This is a genomic window from Falsiroseomonas stagni DSM 19981 (assembly GCF_900114315.1).
In the GTDB taxonomy this organism is placed as follows: Bacteria; Pseudomonadota; Alphaproteobacteria; order Acetobacterales; family Acetobacteraceae; genus Falsiroseomonas; species Falsiroseomonas stagni.
This window is the reverse complement of record NZ_FOSQ01000001.1, coordinates 744,193-766,062: the sequence shown is the minus strand read 5'-3', so window position 1 is coordinate 766,062 and position 21,870 is coordinate 744,193. Positions and strand designations below refer to the sequence as shown.

Genomic DNA, 21,870 nt, shown 5'->3' with positions numbered 1-21,870 from the left:
AACCATGATGCACCTCGCCGCCTTCATGTTCACGCCGGGCAGCCATTCCGCGGGCTGGCGGCACCCGGAAGCCGTGCCGGAATGCGACATGGATTTTCGCCAGTACGCCCACATCGCGCAGGTGGCGGAGAGCGGGAAGCTGGACGCGATCTTCTTCCAGGACACGGTGGCGGTGAATGGCAGCGCGTCGCTGGACGGTGCCGGGCCCTATCGCCCGCGCCAGGGCCGCACGGCCTATCTGGAGCCCACCACGCTGCTCTCCGCGCTGGCCGTCATCACCCAGCGCATCGGGCTGATCGCAACAGCCACCACCACCTACAACGAGCCCTACAACCTCGCCCGCCGCTTCGCCTCCATCGACCACATCAGCAATGGCCGCGCGGGGTGGAACCTCGTCACCTCCCAGATCGAGGATGAGGCCGGCAATTTCGGCGCCGACCATCACATGGCCCATGCCGAGCGCTATGAGCGGGCGGAGGAGTTCTTCGACGTCATGGCCGCGCTGTGGGACAGCTTCGGCGATGGCGCGCTGATCCGGGACAAGGACAGCGGCATCTATGTGGACACCGCCAAGGTCCATCTGCAGAACCACCGCGGCAAGCATTTCGCGGTGCGCGGGCCGCTCAACATCGCGCGCTGCCCGCAGGGGCGGCCCATCATCACCCAGGCCGGGTCCTCCGGCCCCGGCATGGACCTCGCGGCCCGCACCGCGGATCTGGTCTTCACCGCGCAGTCGGACCTCGGGGAGGCGCAGGCCTTCTACGCGGACCTCAAGGCCCGCGCGGCGAAGCACGGGCGGAACCCCGACCACATCAAGATCATGCCGGGGCTGATGACCATCATCGGCGCGACGGAGGAGGAGGCCGAGGCCCGCTACCGCGAATTGCAGGGGCTGCTGGCGGATGAGAATTCGATGCGCCTGCTGGCCCGGCTTTGCGGGGACCTCGACATCTTCGCGTATCCGCCGGATGCGCCGCTGCCGCCCTTGCCGCTTTCCAACGCCGCCCAGGCCCGGCAGAAGCATTTAGTGGAGAAGGCGAAGCGGGAGAACCTCTCCATCATCCAGGTGGCCCGCTACCTGGCGACGTCGCTCGGCCATCACCTGCTGGTCGGCACGCCGGCCCGGATCGCGGACACGATGGAGAACTGGGTGAAGGGGGGCGCCTGCGACGGCTTCACCCTGCTCTCCCCCTACTACCCCGCGCCGCTGGAGCGCTTCGTGGGGCAGGTGGTGCCGGAATTGCAGCGGCGCGGCCTGTTCCGGACCGACTATGCCGGCACCACGCTGCGGGACCATCTGGGCCTGCCGATCCCGCCGAATCGCTACGAGGTGAAATAGCGGCGGCCGGCCAAGCCCCTGTTTTCCCTGGGCCGGGCGTCCCCTGCCCGGCCTCTGCCTCCGGCCGATGCTGGACAAGCCCGCCGGATCGCGCCAAACCGCGCCCAAACCCCTGACATCCCCCTTGGCGCCCCCTGGCCGCCCCCCCGGAGCACGCCCCATGACCTCCCCCGTGTTCGACCGCATCGCCGACATCATCGCGGAGAACAGCGAGGTCGCCCGCGACTCCATCACGCCGGAGGCGCATGTCATCAACGACCTCGGCATCGACAGCCTGGACTTCCTCGACATCGTCTTCGCCATCGACAAGGCCTTCGGCATCAAGGTGCCGGTGGAAGCCTGGACGCAGGAAGTGAACGCCGGCACCGCGCCGGCCGAGCAGTATTTCGTGATGGGCAACCTGGCGCTGCGGATCGAGGAACTGGTGGCGGCGAAGGCGGCCAAGGGCTGAACCCGGCGGCCTGCCCGCGGACCTGAAACCATGCGCCTCGAATACTTCCAGATGGTGGACCGGGTGGTGTCGCTCGGCCCCGATTCCATCGTGGTGGAAAGCCACGTCCCGGATGCGAGCCCCGTCTTCGAGGGCCACTTCCCCGGCTACCCCATCGTGCCCGGCGTGCTGCTGGTGGAAACCATGGCCCAGGCCGGCGGCTGGCTCATTCTGTCGCTGGAGGGGATGCAGCGCATGCCCTTCCTCTCCACCGTGCGGGAGGCCAAGTTCCGCGGCTTCGTCGGCCCCGGCGCGCCCCTGGTGGTGGAGGCGAAGCGCACGCATGACGGATCGGGCTTCGCGGTGGCCGAGGCGCGCATCCTGTCCGGCGGCAAGCGGATCGCGGATGCCGAGATCACCTACCGCATCATGCCCTTCCCCGCCGAGGCGCTGCGCGAGGCGATGACCGCCACGGCGAAGCGGATCGGCCTGCCAGGGCATAGCTGAAGGTGGGGCACAGCTGAGATGACGAATCCCTCCCCCATCTGGGTCACCGGCGTCGGCCTGGTGTCCGCGGCCGGAGAGGGCCGGGACGCGCATCGCGCCGCCATGCTGGCCGGCGCGGCGCCCGCGCTGGACGACGCGACCTACGCCCCCTTCGCCATCCATCCCGGCCCGGCGCTGGAACTTGACCGGCAGATCCCCAAGAAGGGCGACCAGCGGCAGATGGAGCCCTGGCAGCGCCTCGGCACCTATGCCGCCGGGCTGGCGCTGGACGATGCCGGCGCGCGCGGCTTGGTGGCGGAGATGGACCTGATCGTCGCCGCCGGCGGCGGCGAGCGTGACATGGCCCTCGATGAGAGCGTGGTCGCGGCGCTGGGCCACCTGCCCCCGGCCGAGGCCGCAACGAAGCTGAACGAGATGCTGGCCAGCGGCCTGCGGCCCACGCTGTTCCTGGCGCAGTTGTCCAACCTGCTGGCGGGCAACATCTCCATCGTCCATGGCGTGACGGGTGCCTCCCGCACCTTCATGGGGGAGGAACAGGCCGGCGCCGATGCGGTGCGCGTCGCCGCCGCCCGGCTGGCGGAAGGCCGCGGCCAGGCGGCGCTGGTGGGCGGCGCCTTCGTGGCCGCGCGCTGGGACCTGATGATCCTCTACCACGCCGGCGGGCTGATGCGCCGGGCGCCGGGCTGGGCGCCGGTCTTCGACCGAGGCGCGGCGCCGGGCGCCATTCCCGGTACGCTCGGCGCCTTCCTGGTGCTGGAGACGGCGGAAGCCGCCCGGGTGCGGGGCGCGCGGGGCCTGGCGCGCATCCGGGGCGTCGCCTGCGAACAGGCGCGGCGGGATGGCGCCGATGGCAGCGCGGCCGCGGCGGCGCGGGCCTTCGCGCGGCTCGATTTGCCGGCGGGGCGGCTTGCCGTGATCTCCGGCGCCACGGGCGTGGCGGGGCCGGTGCAGGCGGAGCGGGACTTCCTGGCCGGGCTCGGCCGGCCCGTCGCGCTGCGGGCGGCAGGCAATCGCCTCGGCTGGGGCGCGGAGGCGACCTTCCCGGGCAGCGTCGCGCTGGCCGCCCTCGCGCTGGCCGATGGCGTGCTGCCGGCCGCCATGGGTGATGGCGAGGCCGCCTTCGACGGCCCCCTCACCGACATCCTGGTCACGGGCTTCGCGGGTTGGCGGGGCGAGGCGCTTGCCCATCTCCAGGCGATCCCGGCGGAGGATCAGCCATGAACACCACGGACCACCGCGGCCGCCCCATCGTCGCCGTCACCGGCATCGGCCTGGTCACGCCGCTGGGCTTCGGCGTGGAGGCCAACTGGGCCGCGCTGCTGGCGGGCCGGTCCGGCATCCGCCGCATCACCCGCTTCCCGACCGACCATTTGCGCACCACCATCGCCGGCACCGTGGACCTGCCGGAGGAAGCGGGTGGCGAGGTGCTGACCTCCTCCGACCGCGTGCGGCTGATGGCGCAGCGGGCGGCGGAGGAAGCCCTGGCGCAATCCGGCCTGCCCTCCCCCTTCCCCGGCCCGCTGATGCTCGGCATGCCGCCGGTCGAGTTGGAATGGCCCGGCCGCTTCCGCCTGGCCGCCGAGACGGGGGAGGACGCGCCGAGCTACAAGGCGCTGACGGAAGCCGCCGCCGGGCGGGACGACCTCTACCGCACCACCGCCTTCGCGGGCATCGGCGAACAATTGGCCGCGCGCTTCGGCACGCGCGGCGCGCCCATCGCCATCTCCACCGCCTGCGCCACCGGCGCCTCCGCCATCCAACTGGGCGTCGAGGCGATCCAGCGCGGGGAGACGGAGGCCGCAATCGCCATCGGCGCGGATGGCACGGTGCAGCCGGAGGCGCTGATCCGCTTCTCCCTGCTCTCCGCGCTGTCCACGCGCAACGAGGACCCGACCGGCGCATCCCGCCCCTTCGAGAAATCCCGCGGTGGCTTCGTGATGAGCGAGGGCGCGGCCTGCCTGGTGCTGGAAAGCCTGGCGCATGCGACGGCGCGCGGCGCCACCATCCTGGGCGTGCTGCGGGGCTGCGGGGAGAAGTCGGACAGCTTCCACCGCACGCGGTCCAACCCCGATGGCGGCGCGGTGATCCGCGCCATGCGCAACGCGATCGAGGATGCGGGCCTCACGCCCGCCGACATCTCCTACGTCAACGCGCATGGCACGGGGACGCCGGAGAACGACAAGATGGAGACCTTCGGCATGCGCGCCGTCTTCGGCAATGACGCGCCGCCGATCTCCTCCAACAAGTCGATGATCGGGCATACGCTGTCCGCTTCCGGCGCCATCGAGGCGGCGTTCAGCCTGCTCGCGATCCGCGACCAGATGCTGCCGCCGACCATCAACCACGTGGAGCCCGACCCGGCCATCACGCTCGACGTGGTGCCGAATGTCGCGCGGCCCGCGAAGGTGGTGAACGTGCTCTCCAACAGCTTCGGCTTCGGCGGGCAGAATGTGTGTCTCGTGCTGAGTGGGGCCCCTGCCTGATGCGTGCGCTGCGGCTGCATGGCGACCGTGACCTCCGGATCGAGGATATCGATCCGCCACCGCCGCCCGGCGAGGGCGAGGTGCGGATCCGGCTGCGCGCCATCTCACTCAACCACATCGATGTCTGGGGCTGGCGCGGCATGGCCTTCGCGCAGCGCAAGCTGCCGCTGGCGGTGGGTGCCGAAGCCTCCGGCGAGGTGATCGCCATCGGCCCCGGCGTGACGGGCTGGAAGGCCGGCGATCGCGTCGTGCCCTATGGCGCGCGCACCTGCGGCACCTGCGCCGCATGCCGCGAAGGCCGCGACAACCATTGCGAGAACGTCCAGGGCGTGGCCGGTTTCCACGTGGACGGCTTCGCGCGGGAGGAGGCGAATGTCCCCGCCCGCCTGCTGGTCCGCGTGCCCGATGGCGTGTCCTTCGAGGATGCGGCCTGCGCCACCGTCACCTTCGGCACGGTCGAGCACATGCTGTTCGACAATGCGAAGCTGAAGCCGGGCGAGACCATCCTGGTGCAGGCCGCGGGATCGGGCATCGGGTCGGTCGCCATCCGGGTCGCCAAGGCACTCGGCTGCACCGTCATCGCCACCGCCGGCGATGACGAGAAATGTGCCAAGGCGCTGGCACTCGGCGCCGATCATGCCGTGAACTACACGGAGAAGAATTTTTCGACGGTTGCACGGCGCGTGACCGGCAAGCGTGGCGTCGACGTGGTGTTCGAGCATGTGGGCGCGACGACCTGGGCGGGGTCGCTGCTGAGCCTCCGCATGGGTGGCAGGCTCGTCACCTGCGGCAGCACCTCCGGCGTCTCGGCCGAGACCAACCTGATGATGATCTTCCAGCGGCAGATCCACATCTTCGGCAGTTTCGGCTGTGCCATCCGCAACGTGTCGGACGGCCTGGCCAAGATGGCGCAGGGCATCCTGCCGGTGCTGGACACCGTCGTGCCGCTGGAGCGCTTCACCGAAGGGCTGGAACGGCTGGAATCCCGCCGGGTCTTCGGGAAGATCGTCGTCACGCTGTGAGTAGTGCCCTTCGCCGTCTGGGCGATGAGGCGCTGGCCGCGCTGATCCGCGGCGGCTTCGCGGTGGTGAAGGCGCTGGGGCCTGACCGCGCGGGGGCGATCGGCGCCGTGGCGGCACGGATTCTCGGCCCGCTGACATCGGCGAACCGGATCGCGCGGGAGAATATCGACGCTGCCTTCCCGGAGAAGAGCGCCGCCGAACGCGCGGCGATCCTGCGGGAGAGCTGGGAAAATCTCGGCCGGACGGCGAGCGAATACGTCCATCTCGGCGACCTCTGGGACTTCGACATCGAGAACCCCGGCGCGGGGCGGATCGAATTGCCGCCCGACAGCATCGAGCGTTTCGTCAGGCTGCGCGACGATGGCAAGCCCGCGATCTTCTTCGCGGCCCACCTCGCCAACTGGGAACTGCCGGCTGTCGCGGCGCAGCGCAACGGCCTGGCCTCCGCCGCGCTTTATCGCCGGCCCAACAACGAGGCGATCGCGCGGGACATCCTGGCGATGCGGGAAGGCGTGATGGGCACGCTGATCGCCGCCGGCCATTCGGCGCCGATCCGCATGATGGAGGCACTCGATGAGGGCCTGCACCTCGGCATGCTGATCGACCAGCGCTTCGGGCGCGGGCCGAAGGTGGAGTTCCTGGGCCGCACCGCCGCCGCCAACCCGCTGCTGGCCAGGCTGGCCCGCCGCTTCGACTGCCCGGTGCATGGCGCGCGGGCGATCCGGCTCCCGGGCGGGCGGTTCCGGCTGGAGCTGACGGAGGCGATCGTGCTGCCGCGGGATGCCAAGGGCCAGGTGGATATCCAGGCGGCGACGCAGTTGATGAACGACATCGTCGCGGGGTGGATCCGGGAGCATCCGGGGCAGTGGCTGTGGCAGCACCGGCGCTGGCGGGACTGAGGCTGCCACAATTTTTAGGACTACTGCGGATTTAGCCGATTATGCCGATTAGGTGCGTTTAGCACCGTTTTCGCGGGGGCTCCGGCGGCGGGGCAATTCCAGATGCGCGGGGTTTGCGCCCCACGTCATGCGTGAGCGGCATGGCGGCGGGCGCGGGTCGGGTGGTGGCGGATGGAACGTAGCGCGAACGGGGTCGTGAGCGCTAGGGAAATCGGGGGAGTTCGGGGAGTGCCGGGCTGTCACGAGCAGGTTGCTCGGTGCGCCCGACTAGGCCCCTGTTGCGACGGGGTAGCTCGGATCTTTCAGCCCCCGGGCGGTGCGGCCTCACCCCACGGGCCGGCGCAGCCTTCATTCGGTCAGCAGCACCGGCAGGCCGCGCGCGCGCCGGGCGGCGATGAAGGTAGCGCGCACTTCAGGTGCGACCTGGGTGCCCGACAGACGCAGGCGCTGCAGGACGGTGAGGCTGGCGAGCGGCTCCAGATCGGCGACCCGGGTGCCCGACAGGTCTAGGCTCTGCAGGGCGGTGAAGCTGGCGAGCGGCGCGAGATCGGCGACCCGGGTGAATGCCAGATCCAGGTTCTGCAGGGCGGTAAGGCTAGCAAGCGGCGCCAGGTCGGCGACCAGGGTGAATGACAGGTTCAGGCTCCGCAACGCAGTGAGACGGGCGAGTGGCGCAAGATCGGCAACCCCGGTTTCCCATACGCTCAGGCTCTGCAGTGCTGTGAGGTGGGCGAGTGTCGCCAGATCGGTGACCTTAGTCCTCGACAGGTCCAAGCTCTGCAAGGCGGTAAGGCTGGCAAGCGGCGCCAGATTTGAAACCCCAGTGCCCGCCAGGTCCAGGCTCTGCAGGGCAGTAAGCCGAACGAGCGGCGCCAGATCGGCGACCCGGGTGCTGTTTAGGTCCAGGTGCTGCAGGGCTGTGAGCCGCACGAGCGGCGCCAAATGTGCAACTCCAGTGCTCGCTAGGCCCAGGCTCTGCAGGGCGGTGAGGCTGGCAAGTGGCGCCAGATCTGCAACCTGGCTGCCCGACAGTTCCAGGCTCTGCAGGGCTGTGAGCTGTTCGAGCGGCGCCAGATCTGCCGCCTGGCTGCCCGATAGGTTCAGGCTCTGCAGGGCTGTGAGCTGTTCGAGCGGCGCCAGATCTGCAACCCCAATGCCCGGTACGTCCAGGCTCTGCAGCGCCGTAAGCCGGGCGAGCGGCGCCAGGTCAACGAAGTCCCTTCGGTATACGAAGCGCGCGTAGGTGATGCGCGGGGCGACCCGGGTCCACGGACCATCAGCGCGCGCAAAGCTCTCAGGTTAGAAGGCAGCGGTCGCCTCGATAACAAGGCCACCCCGGCGCAGCGGATCGTCGCTTACCGGCAGGCCAAGCCGCGCCAGTTCGGCGAGGTCCTGGGCCTCCAGTTCCGGTGGCGACGGGCTCGGCGACGGACGGGCAGGCGAGGCGTCCCGTAGGCGCCGCGCTGATTCCTGCAGGGCATCGCCCAGATCACGCGTCAGCCGCACCGTCGTCCCGACCCATTCCGTGAGGTAGTCCACCAGCCATCGGCCTAGGGGTTCCGCGGCGTTGGCGCCGGCGCTCAATCCACGGCCGGCGGCTTCGATCAGATCGGGGGTCCGGCGGAAGGCAGCCGAAACGCTGTCGAACCAGCGCGCGACTGTGCTCCGCTGCCGCAATTGGGACCGAGCGGCCAGGGCCAGGTTCTCGCTGTCGCGCAGGCTCCGGCGCAGCAGATCGCCCGGCTCCGTCGCGGAAACGCCACGCCTATCGAGTTGCTCGACACCCTGGCGCAGGCGGCCCACCACCTGATCGGTCTGGGCTTCGACACCGCCAAGCCTCGCCGTGGCCGTGGGCACCGCAACATCATCGGGCCGCACCACATCCTCGACGACCAGCCCGGCTTGCGCCCGGTATTCGTCGAGGGCGGTCGTCACGGCAGCCAGCAACCCGTTCACCTGCTGATCGAGCATCATGCCGCGGGTGAAGCGGGGCTGCTCGTCCTCCTCGGGCGTGGTGGCGGCGGCTTCGCCCTCGATGCCGAAATGCTCCCGCCGAAGCTTTGGCAGGACGTTGCGAGCCAACTCCAGCTGCGGGCGGCAATTCTCCGCCGTGCCTTCCGGCAAGGCGGTCAGCGCCGTGCAGAGATCGTGGAGCGCAGCCTTCGGGAAATCCGGCGGGATGACGTTCAACTTGGCCAGCGTCGCGATTACCGCACGGGCCGCCTCCGCGACCTGGCGCAGCTCGCGGCTCAGCGTTTCGTCCGGCGGTCCGTAGGAGAGCGGCATCGGAGGTTCCGGACGATGTGACCATGCCGCGATCCGAATCCGGCGGCGCGACCTGTGGCTTGCTTGCCGCAGAGGCCTATACGATGCCCCTGGCGCTTGCCACGATCAATGGCGCCGCGCGCCCTCCCGCCGAAACCGCCCGCAACTCCTGAAAATCGACGCTGAGTGCCGAAGGCGTCCCATAAAGGGAGGTCCAGGAGCCTCAGGCTCCTGGTAGGGGGTGCAGGGGGGCAAAGCCCCCCTGCGGTGCTACAGCGCCCCGCCCTTGCGGCCGGCCATGGCGCCCAGGCGAAGGCGCAGCGCGTTCAATTTGATAAAACCCTGGGCGTCGAACTGGTCGTAGGCGCCCTGGTCGTCCTCGAAGGTCACGTGCTTCATGGAGTACAGGCTGTTCGGCGACTTGCGGCCGCTGACAATGGTGTTGCCCTTGTAGAGCTTGAGGCGGACCGTGCCCGTCACGCTCTTCTGGCTCTCATCGATCAGCGCCTGCAGCATCCGGCGTTCCGGGCTGAACCAGAAGCCGTTGTAGATGATCTCCGCGTAGCGCGGCATCAGGCTGTCCTTGAGGTGGCAGGCCTCGCGGTCCAGCGTGATCGACTCCATCGCGCGGTGCGCGACATAGAGGATGGTGCCGCCGGGGGTCTCGTAACAGCCGCGGGACTTCATGCCGACGAAGCGGTTCTCGACCAGGTCGAGCCGGCCGATCCCGTTCTCCTTGCCCAGCGCGTTCAGCTTCGTCAGCAGCGTCGCGGGCGACAGGCGTTCGCCATTGATGCCGACGGCGTCGCCATGCTCGAACTCGATGGTGATTTCCGTCACCTTGTCCGGCGCGTCGGTCGGGCTGATCGTGCGCTGCCAGACCATTTCGTCAGCTGCGTCCCAGGGCTCCTCCAGGATTTTCCCCTCGCTGGAGGAATGGAGGAGGTTGGCATCGACGCTGAAGGGCGCCTCGCCGCGCTTGTCCTTGGCGATGGGGATCTGGTGCTGTTCGGCGAAGGCGATCAGCGCGGTGCGGCTGGTCAGGTCCCATTCGCGCCAGGGGGCGATGACCTTCACGTCGGGCTTCAGCGCGTAGTAGCCGATCTCGAAGCGGACCTGGTCGTTGCCCTTGCCGGTGGCGCCATGGGCGACGGCGTCGGCGCCGACCATTTCCGCGATCTCGATCTGGCGCTGCGCGATCAGGGGGCGGGCGATGGAGGTGCCCAGCAGGTACATCCCCTCATACAGCGCATTCGCGCGGAACATCGGGAAGACGAAGTCCTTCACGAAGGTCTCGCGCAGGTCGTCGATGAAGATGTTCTCGGGCTTGATGCCCAGCAGCAGGGCCTTGTCCCGGGCCGGGCCCAGTTCCTCGCCCTGGCCGAGATCGGCGGTGAAGGTCACCACCTCGCACTGGTAGGTGGTCTGGAGCCACTTCAGGATCACGCTGGTGTCGAGCCCGCCGGAATAGGCGAGCACGACCTTCTTCACGTCCTTCACACGCATCGGGAGTCCCCTGGCAGGCCGGGAAGGCCCCGAAGGGGGCGCCCGGAAAGGGGGCGGAAGATGCCGTCCCGGGGGCGTTACGGCAAGGGCGGGGGATGATGGTCCAGGGGGCTCTGCCCCCTGGCGGATGCGGTACGGGGAAGGCGGCGCCTTCCCCGGGCTCACCCTTGCCGCCGCCGCCCCCCTTCCGGCAGTCTCCCGGCGCAACAATCCGGCCCCTCCATGCTCCGCCTCCTCCTCCTGCTGCTCGCCCTGGCGGCGCCGCTGCGGGCGGAGACGGTGCCCTTGCTGGACCTGGCCGGGGTGCCGGGGCTGGGTCGCAACGGCCAGGCGGAACTCTCCCGCACCCTGGCGCGCAACCTGCCCCGCGCCTTCGCCATCGGCCCGGGCGGTGCCTTTGCCAGCCGCAGCGGCAATGCGGCGCCGGAGACCCTGGCCCAGGCGGCACTGGACGCCTGCCAGGCGCATACGCCGGGCCAATCACTGTGCCAGTTGTGGCTGCGGGACCTGGAGATCGTCTTCCCCGGCCGCGAATGGGCGCCGGCCCCTCCCCCGGCCGATTCCGGCTGGCGCGACGCGATGCGGGAGACGGTGCCCGATGCCCGCTTCCTGTGGTGGGGGCCGGACCGGGCGCAAGGCGTGGTGCTCTGGGCGCATGGGCGCGGCCCGTCCGGGGAGGACAGCCGCGGGCGGCAGCCCCAGGCCTGGCTGCGGCACCTGAACCATGCCGGCTTCGATGTCTGGCGCTTCGACCGCGACCCGGCGGCGGATTTCACGAACCGCGCGGCGGGGTGGATGCGGTCGGACCTGGCGGCGCTGCGGGCGCGGGGCTACCGGCGCGTGGTGGTGGCGGGGCAGTCCCGCGGCGGCTGGAACGCGCTGCAGGCGCTGGACACGCCGGGGCTGGCGGAGGTGACGATCGCCATCGCCCCGGCGGCCCTCGCCTCGATGGATGAGGCCGGGCAGGCGCGGCAGATGGCGGCGCTGCGGGGCGTGGTGGCGGGCGCGCGGCCCGGGGGCCAGGGGCGCGTCGCGGTGGCGAATTTCCGGGACGACCCCTTCGATGGGCTGCCGGAGGAACGGGCGGCGGCGCTGCGGGCGCTGGCGCCGGCCGCTGGGGCCTTCCTGCTGATCGACCGGCCGGAGGGGCTGGCGGGCCACGCGGCGGGCGCCAGCAACGCCTTCGCGCTGCGCTTCGGCCCCTGCCTGCTGCGCTTCGTGGTTGAGGAATCACCGCCCAATTCGTGCTGAGGGCGTTGCCAGCCTGGCGCGCCGCATGGTGCCATCGTGGCCTGGACCGCGGAGCCGCCCGATGCGCCTGATCCCCCTTCTGCTCGGCGTGATGCTGGGCCTGCCGCTCTCCGCGCTGGCGCAGGACCGACCCGGCATCCTGGAGTTGCCGGCCTTTCCCGGGCTGAGCGAGCGCGCGAAGGCGGAGGCCGCGCGGATGCTGACCCGCAACCTGCCCCGCGCCTTCGCCCTGGCACCGACCGGACAATTCGCCTGGCAATCCGGCGGCGCGGAGGGGGAGGCGGAGCAGCGCGCCCTGGAAGCCTGCGGCCGCGGCGGCGCGACCTGCCGGATCATCGCGCGGGACCTGGCGGTGGTGGCGCCGGAACGCGCCTCCGCCCCCGCGCCGGCGCCATCCGGCCTGGCGATCAGTTCGATGAACCATGAGACGGTGCCGGACCCGCGCTTCCTCTGGTGGGGGCCGCAGCGGGCGGCGGGGGTGCTGGTCTATGCCCATGGGCGGGCGCCGCGGGGGGGCGACAGCCGGGGTGGGCAGCCGCAGTCCTGGACGCGGCATTTCAACAATGCGGGCTTCGATGTCTGGCGCTTCGACCGGCACCCCAATGTGGATGAAGCGCAGCGCGCGGCCGGCTGGCTGAAGGCGGACCTCCAGGAATTGCGGCGCCGCGGCTACCGGATGGTGGTGCTGGCGGGGCAGTCCCGCGGCGGCTGGAACACGCTGATGGCGCTGGACACGCCGGGGCTGGCGGAGGCGCATATCGCCATCGCCCCCGCCGCCCATGGCTTCGAGGGCGGGCCGAGCCATGGACGGCAGTTGGACGATCTGCGGCAGATCGTCGCCGCGGCGGCGGGGGCGCCGCGGGCGCGCCTCGCGGTGGCGAATTTCCGCGACGACCCCTTCGACGCGCAGCCGGACGCGCGGGCGGTACTGTTCAACGAACTCGGCGCGCGGGCGGCGGGCTTCATCTTCCTCGATCGGCCGGAAGGGCTGCCGGGGCATGGGGCGGGCGCCTCCAACGCCTTCGCGGATCGCTACGGCGCCTGCCTGCTGCGGCTGGCCACCGCCAACCCGCCGCCCCGGAACTGCTGAGAAAGCGCTGGACTCGCCGGGGACGATCTGGCTTCATCGTTCACGGCATGTTGAATACGATCTACCGTATCGTGATCGCCTGTGCCCTTTTCGGCCCGCCCGCCGCGAAGGCGCAAACCATCGCCGCGAAGGCGCAAACCATCGCCGCGAGGGCGGACCAGCCCGCCCTGCTGGACCCCGCCGGGGTGCCGCATCTGTCGGAGGCCGGGCGGGTGGACTACCAGCGATTTCTCCTCCAGGCCGTGCCGCGCGCCTTCGCGCTCTCCGAGGACGGCGCCTGGGGCTGGGCGGCGGCGATCGAGGATGATCCCGTCGCGACCGAGACCCGCGCCGTGCAGAACTGCGCCGCCTGGGGCGGGCGAAGCTGCCGGGTCTATGCGCGGGACCTTGATGTGGTGTGGCCCGGGCGGGAAGCGCCGGCGCCGACCGCGCCCGCCCTGCCGCTCAGCGGGGGCATCGGCTGGCGGGTGCAGGCGGATGCGCGCTTCCTGTGGCAGGGGCCGGAACGGGCGCGGGGCGTCTACCTCTGGGCGCATGGGCGATCCGCGGGCGGGGCGGACAGCCGCGGCAGCCAGCCGCAGCCGCATGCGCGGGCCTTCAACAATGCGGGCTATGATGTGGTGCGGCTGGACCGCGACCCCGCGACGGATGAGACGGAGGCCGGCGCGGCCTGGATGCGCCTGGCGCTGGCCGATCTGCGGGCGCGGGGCTATCGCCGCGTGGTGGCGGCGGGGCAGTCCCGCGGGGCCTGGAACGCGTTGCAGGCGCTGGATGCGCCGGGGCGGGCGGATGCGGTGATCGCCATCGCGCCGGCCGCGCATGGCCCCACCGGGAGCATCGCGCATGGCTGGGCGCTGGATGATTTGCGGCGCGTGGTCGCCGCCGCGCGGTCGCCGGGCACGCGGATCGCCATCGCCAACTTCGCCGGCGACGAATTCGACCCCGACCCGGATGGCCGCGCCGCCATCTTCGGCGCCCTGGAGCGCCGGGGCGCGGCGCTGCTGCTGCTGGACCGGCCGGCGGGGCTGTCCGGCCATGGCGCGGGGGCGGATTGGCGCTTCACGCTGCGCTACGCCACCTGCCTGCTGGATTTCGCGGAAGGGCGGGTGCGCGGCTGTTCGTGAACAACGCTTGGCGATGACCGCCGCGTCGTCGTAACCCTGGGGCGGAAACGCTCCGGGAGATGACCGCCATGACCCTGATCCGACGCCGCGCGCTGGCCGCCGGCGTGCTGGCCGCGCCCTTCGTCAATGCGGGCACCGCCCGCGCCCAGGCCAGCCGCCCGATCGTGCTCGTGGTGCCCTATGCCCCCGGCGGCGGCACGGACCTGACGGCGCGCGAATTCGCCCATACCTTCAGCGAGGCGCTGGGCGGCCAGACCGTCATCATCGAGAATCGCGGCGGCGCGGCCGGCCATATCGGGTCCGTCGGCGTCGCGCGGTCGCGGCCGGATGGCAACACGCTGCTCTTCGCCGTCTCCACCAACCTGGTGGTGAACCCGCACATGCAGCGGGACGGGACGGACCTGCTGACCATGCTGGCGCCGGTCGCGCAGATCACCTCCTACCAGTACGTGCTGGTGATCGACCCGCGCCTGCCGGTGAACACCTTGCAGGAGCTGATCGCCTATGCGCGGTCGAAGCCGAAGGGGGAACTGACCTATTCCTCCGGCGGCGTGGGCAACGCCAACCACCTGGCGGGCGTGCTGTTCAGCGATGCCGTGAAGATCGAGATGGAGCACGTGCCCTATCGCGGCACCGGCCCCGCGCTGCTGGACGTGGTGGCGGGGCGGATCACGATGAACTTCTCCTCCCCGCCGCCGGCCATCCAGCTGGCGCGGGAGGGTCGGCTGCGCGCCATCGCCGTGACGGGCGACAACCGCATCGGCACGCTGCCGGACATCCCCACGCTGGCGCAGGCGGGGCTGCCGGGGGTTTCCATCACCGGCTGGCACGGCATCTTCGCCCCGGCGGGCGTGCCCGCGGACCAGATGGACCGGCTGGAACGCGCCGCCCGCCAGGCCGCCGCCACGCAGCGCTTTGCCGGCAGGCTGGAACAGGATGGGCTCGAACCATCCCCGGTGCGGCCGCGGGCGGAGTGGTTCAACGCGGTGCGGGAAGAACACGCGTTCTGGGGCCGGAAGATCCGGGAGCTGGACCTCAAGCTGGAATAGGGGGGGTCAGGCGGCGCGGCGGCGGCCCAGCAGGGACGACGCCGCCGCGCGCAGGCGCGCATTCACGGAAGGGAAGCTCATCGCCAGGGTCAGCGCCACGATCACCGCCAGCACGGCACAGACCGGCCGCGTGAAGAAGGGCGAGAGATCGCCATCGGAGATGACGAGGCCGCGGCGCAGCGACTTGTCCATCAGGTCCCCCAGCACGAGGCCGAGCACGAAGGGCGCGGCCTGGTAGCCGTGGCGGCGCAGGAAGAACATGCAGAGCCCGACGCCGAGCATGGTCCAGACATCGAACAGGCGCTGCGCGATGGAGAAGCTGCCGACCGTGCACAGCACGAAGATGATCGGCATGATGATGCTGCGCGGGATGGTGAGCACCTTCAGCAGGGGCCGCACCAGGAACAGGCCGAAGAACAGGATGCCGATGGTGGCGTAGACGTTCATCGCCACCACGTCGTAGACGAATTGCGGATTCTCGATCATCAGCATCGGGCCGGGCTTGACGCCGTGGATGATCATCGCGGCCAGCAGCACCGCGGCGGGCGCGCTGCCGGGGATGGCGAGCGCCAGCGCCGGGATGATGCCGCCGGGGATGGAGGCGTTGTCCCCGGTCTCCGCCGCGATCAGGCCATCGACGCTGCCCTTGCCGAATTCCTCCGGCGTCTTCGACGCGCGCTTGGCGGCGGCATAGGAGGACCAGGCGGCCATGTCCTCCCCCACCCCGGGCAGGATGCCGATATAGACGCCGATGACGCCACTGCGCAGGATGGTCTTCCAGTACACGATCACGTCGCGGAAGCGCGGCAGCACGCTGTCCACCGCATGGACCTTGGGGCGGGAGGCGCGTTCGGACATCACGGTCAGCACCTCCGCGAAGCCGAAGGCGCCGACGAGGGTGGGGATCAGCGACAGGCCGCCGGCCAGGTCCGCGCTGCCATAGGCGAAGCGTTCATGCGCATGGATGCCGTCCTGGCCGATCTGCGCGACGAAGAGCCCGACCATGCCCATGATCCAGCCCTTCAGCGGATCGCTGCCGGTGATGGAACCCGACATCATCACGCCGAAGAGCGCGAGCCAGAAGAACTCGTAGGATTGGAAGGTGAGCGCGACCTCCCCCAGCGCGGGCGTGAGGATGGCGAGGCAGAGGATGCCGAAGAGGCTGCCCGCGACGCTGCCGGTGGTGGCGATGCCCATGGCACGGCCGGCGAGGCCCTGGCGCGCAAGCTGGTAGCCATCGAGGCAGGCGGCGGCATTGGCGGCGGTGCCGGGGATGTTCAGCAGGATCGCCGCGCGGCTGCCGCCATAGATGGTGCCGACATAGGCGCAGATCAGGATCAGGATGGCGTCATTGGCCGGCAGCTTGATGGTGAGCGTGGTGAGCAGCGAGATGGCGAGCGTTGCCGAAAGCCCCGGCATGCAGCCGATGAGGATGCCCAGCAGCGTGGCGCCGAAGGTGTAGACCAGCGCCCGCGGCTCCGCGAAGGTCAGCATGGAGACGCCGAGCGCGGAGAGGCCTTCGAACATCAGGGGAGCCTCACCAGGAAGATCTCCTGGAACACCAGGGTGATGGCGGCGGCGGCGGCGATGGCGATGATGGCGGCCTGGACGGCGCCGCGTGCGAGCGTGCCGGCAGCCCGGCGTTCCGGCCATTCGAACAGCAGGATCGCCAGGAAGACGAAGCCGCCGGCGGCGAGCCAGAAGGGAACGCCGGTGCCGAGCACGCCGACGCCGAAGCCGGTGGTCAGCAGCAGCGCGAGGCCGACGCGCCAGGGCTCCGCCTGCGCATCGGCCGGCTGAGCATCGGCCGCGACGGGGCGGCGAAGCAGCAGGACGAGGCCGAGCACCGCGATCACCAGGCCGAGCAGCCCGGGCACGAGGCCGGGCGCCGTCCAGGGGTTGATGTGCTGCTGTTCCAGCCGGTCCATGCGCCAGGATTCGACGACGATCGCAAGCCCGATCGCCGTCCAGAGAATCCCGAAGCGCCGGTCGACGCGCGCGGCCGTCACCGCTACAGCCGCTGGATGCCGAGCGTGTCCGGCGCCACGCGCGCCGTGCCGGCATCGTGGTAGAGCCAGGCGGTCTGCCGGACCATCACCCAGGCGGCATCGTAGGCCGCCTGGCCGTGCAGCGGCGCGAACACGGCGGCGCGGCTTTCCGCGTATTCCTTCAGCCGCGCGCTGTTCTTCACCCGCGTCTCCCAGATCTGGGACACGGTCTGGGACACGGCCTCGGGCACGCCCTTCGGCACCCAGATGCCGAAATAGTTCAGCGGCGCCAGGATGTTCGGCAGCCAGCGGCGGACCGAGGGGATCTCCCCGAAGCCCTGGAGGGTGATGGGGCCTTCAGCCTGCACGGCGAGCGGCACGAGGCGTCGCCCTCGGATCATCTCCGCCATCTCCACCAGCAGCTGCGCCACCACCGGTACCTCACCCGCCACGGCGGCGAGCACGGCGGGGTTGCCGCCATCATAGGTGGCGTGGCGATAGTTCACCGCCGGCGCCGCCTGCCTGATCGTCTCCATCATGTTGCGGCCGGCGGAGGATTGCCCCGCGGTGCCGACCGCGATGTCACGGCGCGTCGACAGCGCCTGCAGAAGCTGGCCGAAATCGGCGAAGCCGGAACGCGGATTGACGGAGATGGTGTTGACGTTGGCGACGGTGAAGAACAGGTGCCAATCCGCCAGCATCGTGTCGAGCAGGCCATTGACCTTGTAGCAGCCGACATCGACCGCCGCGCCCGCCGCCCAGGTCATGCCATCCTTCGCGGCCTGCAGCACGTTGCGCGTGCCGATGGAGCCGGAGGCGCCGGGCTGGTTCACCACGACGAAGCGCTGGCCGAGCGCTTCCTCCAGCTCCACCGCCACGATGCGGGCCATCTGGTCGGTCGATCCACCCGCGGCCCAGGGCACGATCAGCGTCACGGGCCTGTCGGGGCGCCATGTCGTGCCCTGCGCGCTGACGAAGGCCGGGGCGGCGAGCATGCCGGCCGTGCTGGCCAGAAGCGTCCTGCGGCTGATGGTCATTGGTCCGTCTCCCTCTCCGGCATCGCTTGGGTAACCCACCGGTTACCGGGGATGGTGAGGCCGCATCGCGCGGGACGTCAACCGAACTCCGGCCCCGCGAAGACGAAGTTTTGTTCAGGTTTCGCGGACGGCATCGCGCCGCGCGCCATGCGGGTGAAGGGACGGAGCGATTCGCCTCCGCTGGCCGTGATCGATGCCGCGATGGCGGCGGCGCCATCCGCCAGGTCGATCACCGCCGGCCGGCCGAGCGCGGCGCGCGCGGCGGCGATCAGCGACAGCGCCTGCGCCTCATCCCGCGCCACCACCGGGCCGATCTGCGGCGCGCGCAGGCCATCGCGCGCCAGCACGAAGCCGCTGCGGTCCGGCGCGACGAAGGCGGCTTCGGGCAGGCGCTGCGCGAAGCCGTGCAGCAGCGCCGCGCGCGGCGCGCCGAAGACATCATCGTGCAGCGGCAGGATCCAGTCCCAGTCAGCCTCCGCCAGCGGGCGCATCGCCTCGCGCCCGGGCAGGGCATGGGGCAGCGTCCAGCGGGCGAAGCCGAAGACATCGCGGAAGCCGAGGCGGCGATAGACCTCCCGCCCCGCCGGCGTCGCATCCAGCACGAGGCTGGGCGCGGCGGCGTGGTCGATGGCCCAGCGCATCAGCGCCGTCGCCAGGCCTTCCCGCCGCCTGTCGGGACGGACCAGCACCATCGATATCCAGGCGAGGTCCGCGCCATAGGGCAGCGTCGCCGCGCTGGCGGCGAGGCAGCCGGCATCGCCATCATCCAGCACGCGCACCGCGCCCTGGTCGAGGAAGATGCGCCAATCCGCCGGCAGCTGGTTCCAGCCGATGCAGGCGGACAGCGCCGCGGCGCGGGGCAGGTCCGGGGGCGTCGCGGCGCGGAAGACGGGCATGGCGCGAAGGCTCGCCCGCGGGGTGGGGATGGTCAAGCAGGCTGGACGCCGCGCGGGGTTCCGCGCATGAGGATCGCGGGCCTTGGATCGGGTGGAAGATGCGGATCTCGCTCTGCAACGAAGTCGTCGCCGGGCTGCCCTTCGCGGAGCAGGCGAAGCTTGCCGCCGCGCTGGGCTATGACGGGCTGGAGGTGGCGCCCTTCACGCTGGATGGGGAGGCGCCCCATCGCATCCCCGCGGCGCGCCGCGCTGAATTGCGGCGGATCGCGGCGGAGGCGGGCGCGCCCATCACATCCCTGCACTGGCTGCTGGTGGCGCCGGCGGGGCTTTCGATCACGACCGCCGATGCGACGGTGCGGGCCAGGACGCTGGATGTGATGCAGGGGCTGGTGGAACTGGCCGCCGACCTCGGCGCGACGCTGCTGGTGCACGGATCGCCGAAGCAGCGCCATGTGGCGGCCGATGGCGACGCGGCGCGGGCGGAGGAGGCGATGGCCAAGGCCGGCGGCTGGGCCGCGCAGCATGGCCTGACCTATTGCCTGGAACCGCTGGATGCCGGCCAGACCAACTGGGCGCGCAACGTGGAGGAGGCGATCGACATCGTCGCGCGGCTCGACCTGCCGGGGTTGAAGACGATGCTGGATGTCAGCGCGGCGGGGAACGGAGAGGCGGAGCCGGCGGCCGCGCTGCTGCGGCGCTTCATCCCCACGGGCTGGATCGCGCATGTGCATCTGAACGACCGCAACCGTCGCGGGCCTGGCCAGGGGGAGGACCGCTTCGGCCCCGTGCTGACGGCGCTGCGCGATGCGCGCTATGCCGGCTTCTGCGCGGTGGAGCCTTTCGACTACCATCCCGACGGCGCGACCAGCGCCGCCCGCGCGATCGGCTACCTCCGCGGCATCCAGGAGATGATGGCATGAACGCGCCCCGCTTCACGCTGCTGGAAACGCAGCGCTTCGAATGGCCCTTCACGCTGCGCCTGCCCTTCCGCTTCGGTGTCATCACCGTGACGCAGGGCCGCCAGGCCGTGATCCGCGCGCGCATCCGGCTGGAGGATGGGACGGAAGCCTGGGGCATCGCGGCGGAGACGCTGGCCGCCAAGTGGTTCGACAAGAACCCGGCGCTGAGCGATGCGCAGAACGAGAACCAGCTGCGCCGCGCGATCGAGCTGGCGACGGACGCCAGCCTGGCCGCCGGCGCCAACACCGCCTTCGGCCATTTCGCCGACAGCTACGCCGCGGTGACGAAGGCGGCGGGCGCGGAGGCGCTGAACCCTCTCGTTGCCAGCTATGGCCGCGCGCTGCTGGACCGCGCCATGCTGGATGCGGTGCTGAAGGCGAAGGGCGTGTCCTTCTGGACCGGCATGCGCGCCAATATCGGCGGCATGGCGACGCATGGCGTGGCGCCGGACCTCGCCGGCTTCGATTTCCGGCAATTGCTGTCGGGGCTTTCGCCGCTGACGCAGGTTCATGCGCGGCACACCGTTGGCTTGGTGGACCCCATCACCGCCGCGGACCAGGACAGCCGGGTGGATGACGGTCTGCCGGAGTCGCTGGAAGAAATCGCGGCGGGGTATCGGCACCGCTACTGGAAGCTGAAGGTCGGCGGGAATGTCGCGGCGGATGTGGAGCGCCTCACGCGCATCGCCGCCGTGCTGGACCGGCTGCATGGCGGCTACCACGCGAGCCTCGATGGCAATGAGCAGTATGAGGACGCCGAAGGCGCGCTGGCGCTGTGGCGGGCGATGCAGGCGGAGCCTCGGCTCGCGAAGCTCTGCGCCTCCATCCTGTTCATCGAGCAGCCGGTGAAGCGGGCAAGGGCGCTGGAGACGGGGATGGCGGTGCTGGCGGCCGAGCGGCCCGTCATCATCGACGAAAGCGACGGGCCGCTGGATGCCTTCGTGACCGGGCGCGCGCTGGGCTATGCGGGCGTGTCCAGCAAGGCGTGCAAGGGCGTGTGGCGGTCGGTCGTGAACCTGGCGCGCTGCCGCGCCTGGAACGCGGAGGAAAAGCGCGACCGCTACTTCATGTCGGCGGAGGACCTGACGACGCTGGCCGGTGTCTGCGTGCAGCAGGACCTGGCACTGATCTCGCTGCTCGGCCTGCCGCATGTCGAGCGCAACGGCCACCACTTCATCGACGGCTTCAACGGAAGGCCGAAGGCGGAGGCGTATCGCTTCATGGAGGCGCATCCGACGCTCTATGCCGATACGCCACGCGGGCCGCGGCTGGCGATCCGCGACGGGATGCTGGACCTGGGCAGCCTGGAGACGCCGGGCATGGGCGCGACGCTGGAGCCCGATACGGCGGCGATGGAGGCGATGCCGAAGGCAGCCTGGCCGTGAGGGCGGTGCTGGCCGCGGCCCTGCTGCTGGCCGGCTGCGCCACAGCGCCGCCACCGAAGCCGGACAGCGTGGCGGCGCCCGCGGAACCCGCGCTGCTGCGCGCCGCGTCGGAGCTGACGATGACGGGCTTCGCGCATTACTGCATGGGCGCGGTCGGTCGGCCTGAGCTGATGACGGAACGGCTGAAGGCGGATGGCTTCGCCCCCGTGCCGGCGGCCGAGGTACCGCCAGCCCCCTTCCGGCAGGAGATCTGGCGCGGCACCCGGCGGCCCTTCTTCATTTCCGTGGTCGAAGGCGGCGCGGGCTGCACGGTGGTGGCGCCGCGCGCGGATGCGGCCCATGCCATGGCGCTGCTGTCCGAGGCCATGCGCCGCGTGGCGGAGGAGGGCGGGCCCGTGGCGCCGCTGGTGGTGCCGGCGAATGAGGTGCCGGCCGATGGCGCGCGCGAGGACCGCTACCAGATCCGCCCGCGCAACGGGCCGCTGGTGATGGACATCACCATCCGTACCAATGCCACCAACCCCGCGCGGCCGGCGCTGATCCTGGTGGCGACGATCCGGCGCGACAACGCGACGCGGACATAGGTCCTGCCCTCAGGCGCCGGGCGCCCCCGCCGGGGCCTTGGCTGCGCCGCACAGGC

21 protein-coding genes are annotated in these 21,870 nt (G+C 71.0%); 14 read left to right on the top strand and 7 right to left on the bottom strand.

Features of this window, described 5'->3' with window-relative positions:
- The first annotated feature begins 4 nt into the window (after positions 1–4).
- The 7 genes from BM041_RS03590 (at position 5) to BM041_RS03560 (ending at position 6,680) form a co-directional block, all read left to right on the top strand.
- The gene (locus tag BM041_RS03590; RefSeq protein WP_092955553.1) at positions 5–1,339 is read left to right on the top strand and encodes an LLM class flavin-dependent oxidoreductase; all 1,335 of its coding nucleotides are present in this window, start codon (positions 5–7) and stop codon (positions 1,337–1,339) included.
- A gap of 160 nt (positions 1,340–1,499) precedes the next feature.
- Positions 1,500–1,790 carry an acyl carrier protein gene (locus BM041_RS03585; RefSeq protein WP_092955551.1) on the top strand — a complete coding sequence of 97 codons (291 nt, stop codon included), beginning with the start codon at positions 1,500–1,502 and terminating at the stop codon, positions 1,788–1,790.
- A 30-nt stretch (positions 1,791–1,820) separates the two neighbouring features.
- Positions 1,821–2,276, top strand: coding sequence for a 3-hydroxyacyl-ACP dehydratase FabZ family protein (locus BM041_RS03580; RefSeq protein ID WP_092955549.1), 456 nt, complete (start codon positions 1,821–1,823; stop codon positions 2,274–2,276).
- 18 nt (positions 2,277–2,294) lie between these two features.
- Entirely contained in the window at positions 2,295–3,497 is a 1,203-nt protein-coding gene (locus tag BM041_RS03575) for a beta-ketoacyl-ACP synthase (RefSeq protein ID WP_092955546.1), read from the top strand.
- A complete protein-coding gene (locus BM041_RS03570; protein WP_092955543.1) occupies positions 3,494–4,759 on the top strand; it encodes a beta-ketoacyl-ACP synthase in 1,266 nt (421 codons plus the stop codon). The genes BM041_RS03575 and BM041_RS03570 overlap by 4 nt, the downstream gene beginning before the upstream one ends.
- Positions 4,759–5,781, top strand: coding sequence for a zinc-binding dehydrogenase (locus BM041_RS03565; RefSeq protein WP_092955540.1), 1,023 nt, complete (start codon positions 4,759–4,761; stop codon positions 5,779–5,781). The genes BM041_RS03570 and BM041_RS03565 overlap by 1 nt, the downstream gene beginning before the upstream one ends.
- Positions 5,778–6,680 (top strand): lipid A biosynthesis lauroyl acyltransferase, encoded by a 903-nt coding sequence (locus BM041_RS03560; protein WP_245761909.1) that lies wholly within the window; start codon positions 5,778–5,780, stop codon positions 6,678–6,680. The genes BM041_RS03565 and BM041_RS03560 overlap by 4 nt, the downstream gene beginning before the upstream one ends.
- Before the next feature lie 348 nt (positions 6,681–7,028).
- Here the strand turns inward: BM041_RS03560 and BM041_RS03555 are convergent, their stop codons facing one another.
- The 3 genes from BM041_RS03555 to BM041_RS03545 all read right to left on the bottom strand — a co-directional run bounded on the left by BM041_RS03555 (position 7,029) and on the right by BM041_RS03545 (position 10,451).
- Complete coding sequence (locus BM041_RS03555) at positions 7,029–7,718, bottom strand: leucine-rich repeat domain-containing protein (RefSeq protein ID WP_456303955.1); 690 nt, start codon at positions 7,716–7,718, stop codon at positions 7,029–7,031.
- 261 nt (positions 7,719–7,979) lie between these two features.
- Positions 7,980–8,966 (bottom strand): hypothetical protein, encoded by a 987-nt coding sequence (locus BM041_RS03550; protein ID WP_092955535.1) that lies wholly within the window; start codon positions 8,964–8,966, stop codon positions 7,980–7,982.
- 249 nt (positions 8,967–9,215) lie between these two features.
- A complete protein-coding gene (locus tag BM041_RS03545) occupies positions 9,216–10,451 on the bottom strand; it encodes an argininosuccinate synthase (RefSeq protein ID WP_092955532.1) in 1,236 nt (411 codons plus the stop codon).
- A gap of 222 nt (positions 10,452–10,673) precedes the next feature.
- On the opposite strand from BM041_RS03545, the gene BM041_RS03540 reads away from it, so the two are divergent.
- From BM041_RS03540 to BM041_RS03525, 4 genes are all read left to right on the top strand, one after another.
- Positions 10,674–11,702: an alpha/beta fold hydrolase gene (locus BM041_RS03540; protein WP_092955529.1), complete on the top strand. Its 1,029-nt coding sequence runs from the start codon at positions 10,674–10,676 to the stop codon at positions 11,700–11,702.
- A gap of 61 nt (positions 11,703–11,763) precedes the next feature.
- On the top strand, positions 11,764–12,792 hold the full coding sequence (locus BM041_RS03535; protein ID WP_092955526.1) for an alpha/beta fold hydrolase: 1,029 nt from the start codon (positions 11,764–11,766) through the stop codon (positions 12,790–12,792).
- A gap of 47 nt (positions 12,793–12,839) precedes the next feature.
- Positions 12,840–13,916, top strand: coding sequence for an alpha/beta fold hydrolase (locus BM041_RS03530; protein ID WP_092955523.1), 1,077 nt, complete (start codon positions 12,840–12,842; stop codon positions 13,914–13,916).
- A 68-nt stretch (positions 13,917–13,984) separates the two neighbouring features.
- Positions 13,985–14,965 (top strand): Bug family tripartite tricarboxylate transporter substrate binding protein, encoded by a 981-nt coding sequence (locus BM041_RS03525; protein ID WP_175533703.1) that lies wholly within the window; start codon positions 13,985–13,987, stop codon positions 14,963–14,965.
- Between the two features lie 6 nt (positions 14,966–14,971).
- Here BM041_RS03525 and BM041_RS03520 read toward each other — a convergent pair whose 3' ends face one another.
- The 4 genes from BM041_RS03520 to BM041_RS03505 form a co-directional block, all read right to left on the bottom strand.
- Complete coding sequence (locus BM041_RS03520; protein WP_092955517.1) at positions 14,972–16,492, bottom strand: tripartite tricarboxylate transporter permease; 1,521 nt, start codon at positions 16,490–16,492, stop codon at positions 14,972–14,974.
- Positions 16,492–16,974, bottom strand: coding sequence for a tripartite tricarboxylate transporter TctB family protein (locus BM041_RS03515; protein ID WP_175533702.1), 483 nt, complete (start codon positions 16,972–16,974; stop codon positions 16,492–16,494). Before BM041_RS03515 ends, BM041_RS03520 begins: the two co-directional genes overlap by 1 nt.
- A gap of 2 nt (positions 16,975–16,976) precedes the next feature.
- Positions 16,977–17,990 (bottom strand): Bug family tripartite tricarboxylate transporter substrate binding protein, encoded by a 1,014-nt coding sequence (locus BM041_RS03510; protein WP_175533701.1) that lies wholly within the window; start codon positions 17,988–17,990, stop codon positions 16,977–16,979.
- A gap of 77 nt (positions 17,991–18,067) precedes the next feature.
- Positions 18,068–18,886: a GNAT family N-acetyltransferase gene (locus BM041_RS03505; RefSeq protein WP_092955512.1), complete on the bottom strand. Its 819-nt coding sequence runs from the start codon at positions 18,884–18,886 to the stop codon at positions 18,068–18,070.
- Positions 18,887–18,984: 98 nt separating this feature from the next.
- On the opposite strand from BM041_RS03505, the gene BM041_RS03500 reads away from it, so the two are divergent.
- The 3 genes from BM041_RS03500 to BM041_RS03490 are packed head-to-tail and all read left to right on the top strand — an operon-like array spanning position 18,985 to position 21,814.
- Positions 18,985–19,806, top strand: coding sequence for a sugar phosphate isomerase/epimerase family protein (locus tag BM041_RS03500; RefSeq protein WP_092955509.1), 822 nt, complete (start codon positions 18,985–18,987; stop codon positions 19,804–19,806).
- On the top strand, positions 19,803–21,230 hold the full coding sequence (locus tag BM041_RS03495; RefSeq protein ID WP_092955506.1) for an enolase-like domain-containing protein: 1,428 nt from the start codon (positions 19,803–19,805) through the stop codon (positions 21,228–21,230). Before BM041_RS03500 ends, BM041_RS03495 begins: the two co-directional genes overlap by 4 nt.
- A complete protein-coding gene (locus tag BM041_RS03490) occupies positions 21,227–21,814 on the top strand; it encodes a hypothetical protein (protein ID WP_139225942.1) in 588 nt (195 codons plus the stop codon). Before BM041_RS03495 ends, BM041_RS03490 begins: the two co-directional genes overlap by 4 nt.
- Positions 21,815–21,870: the final 56 nt, after the last annotated feature.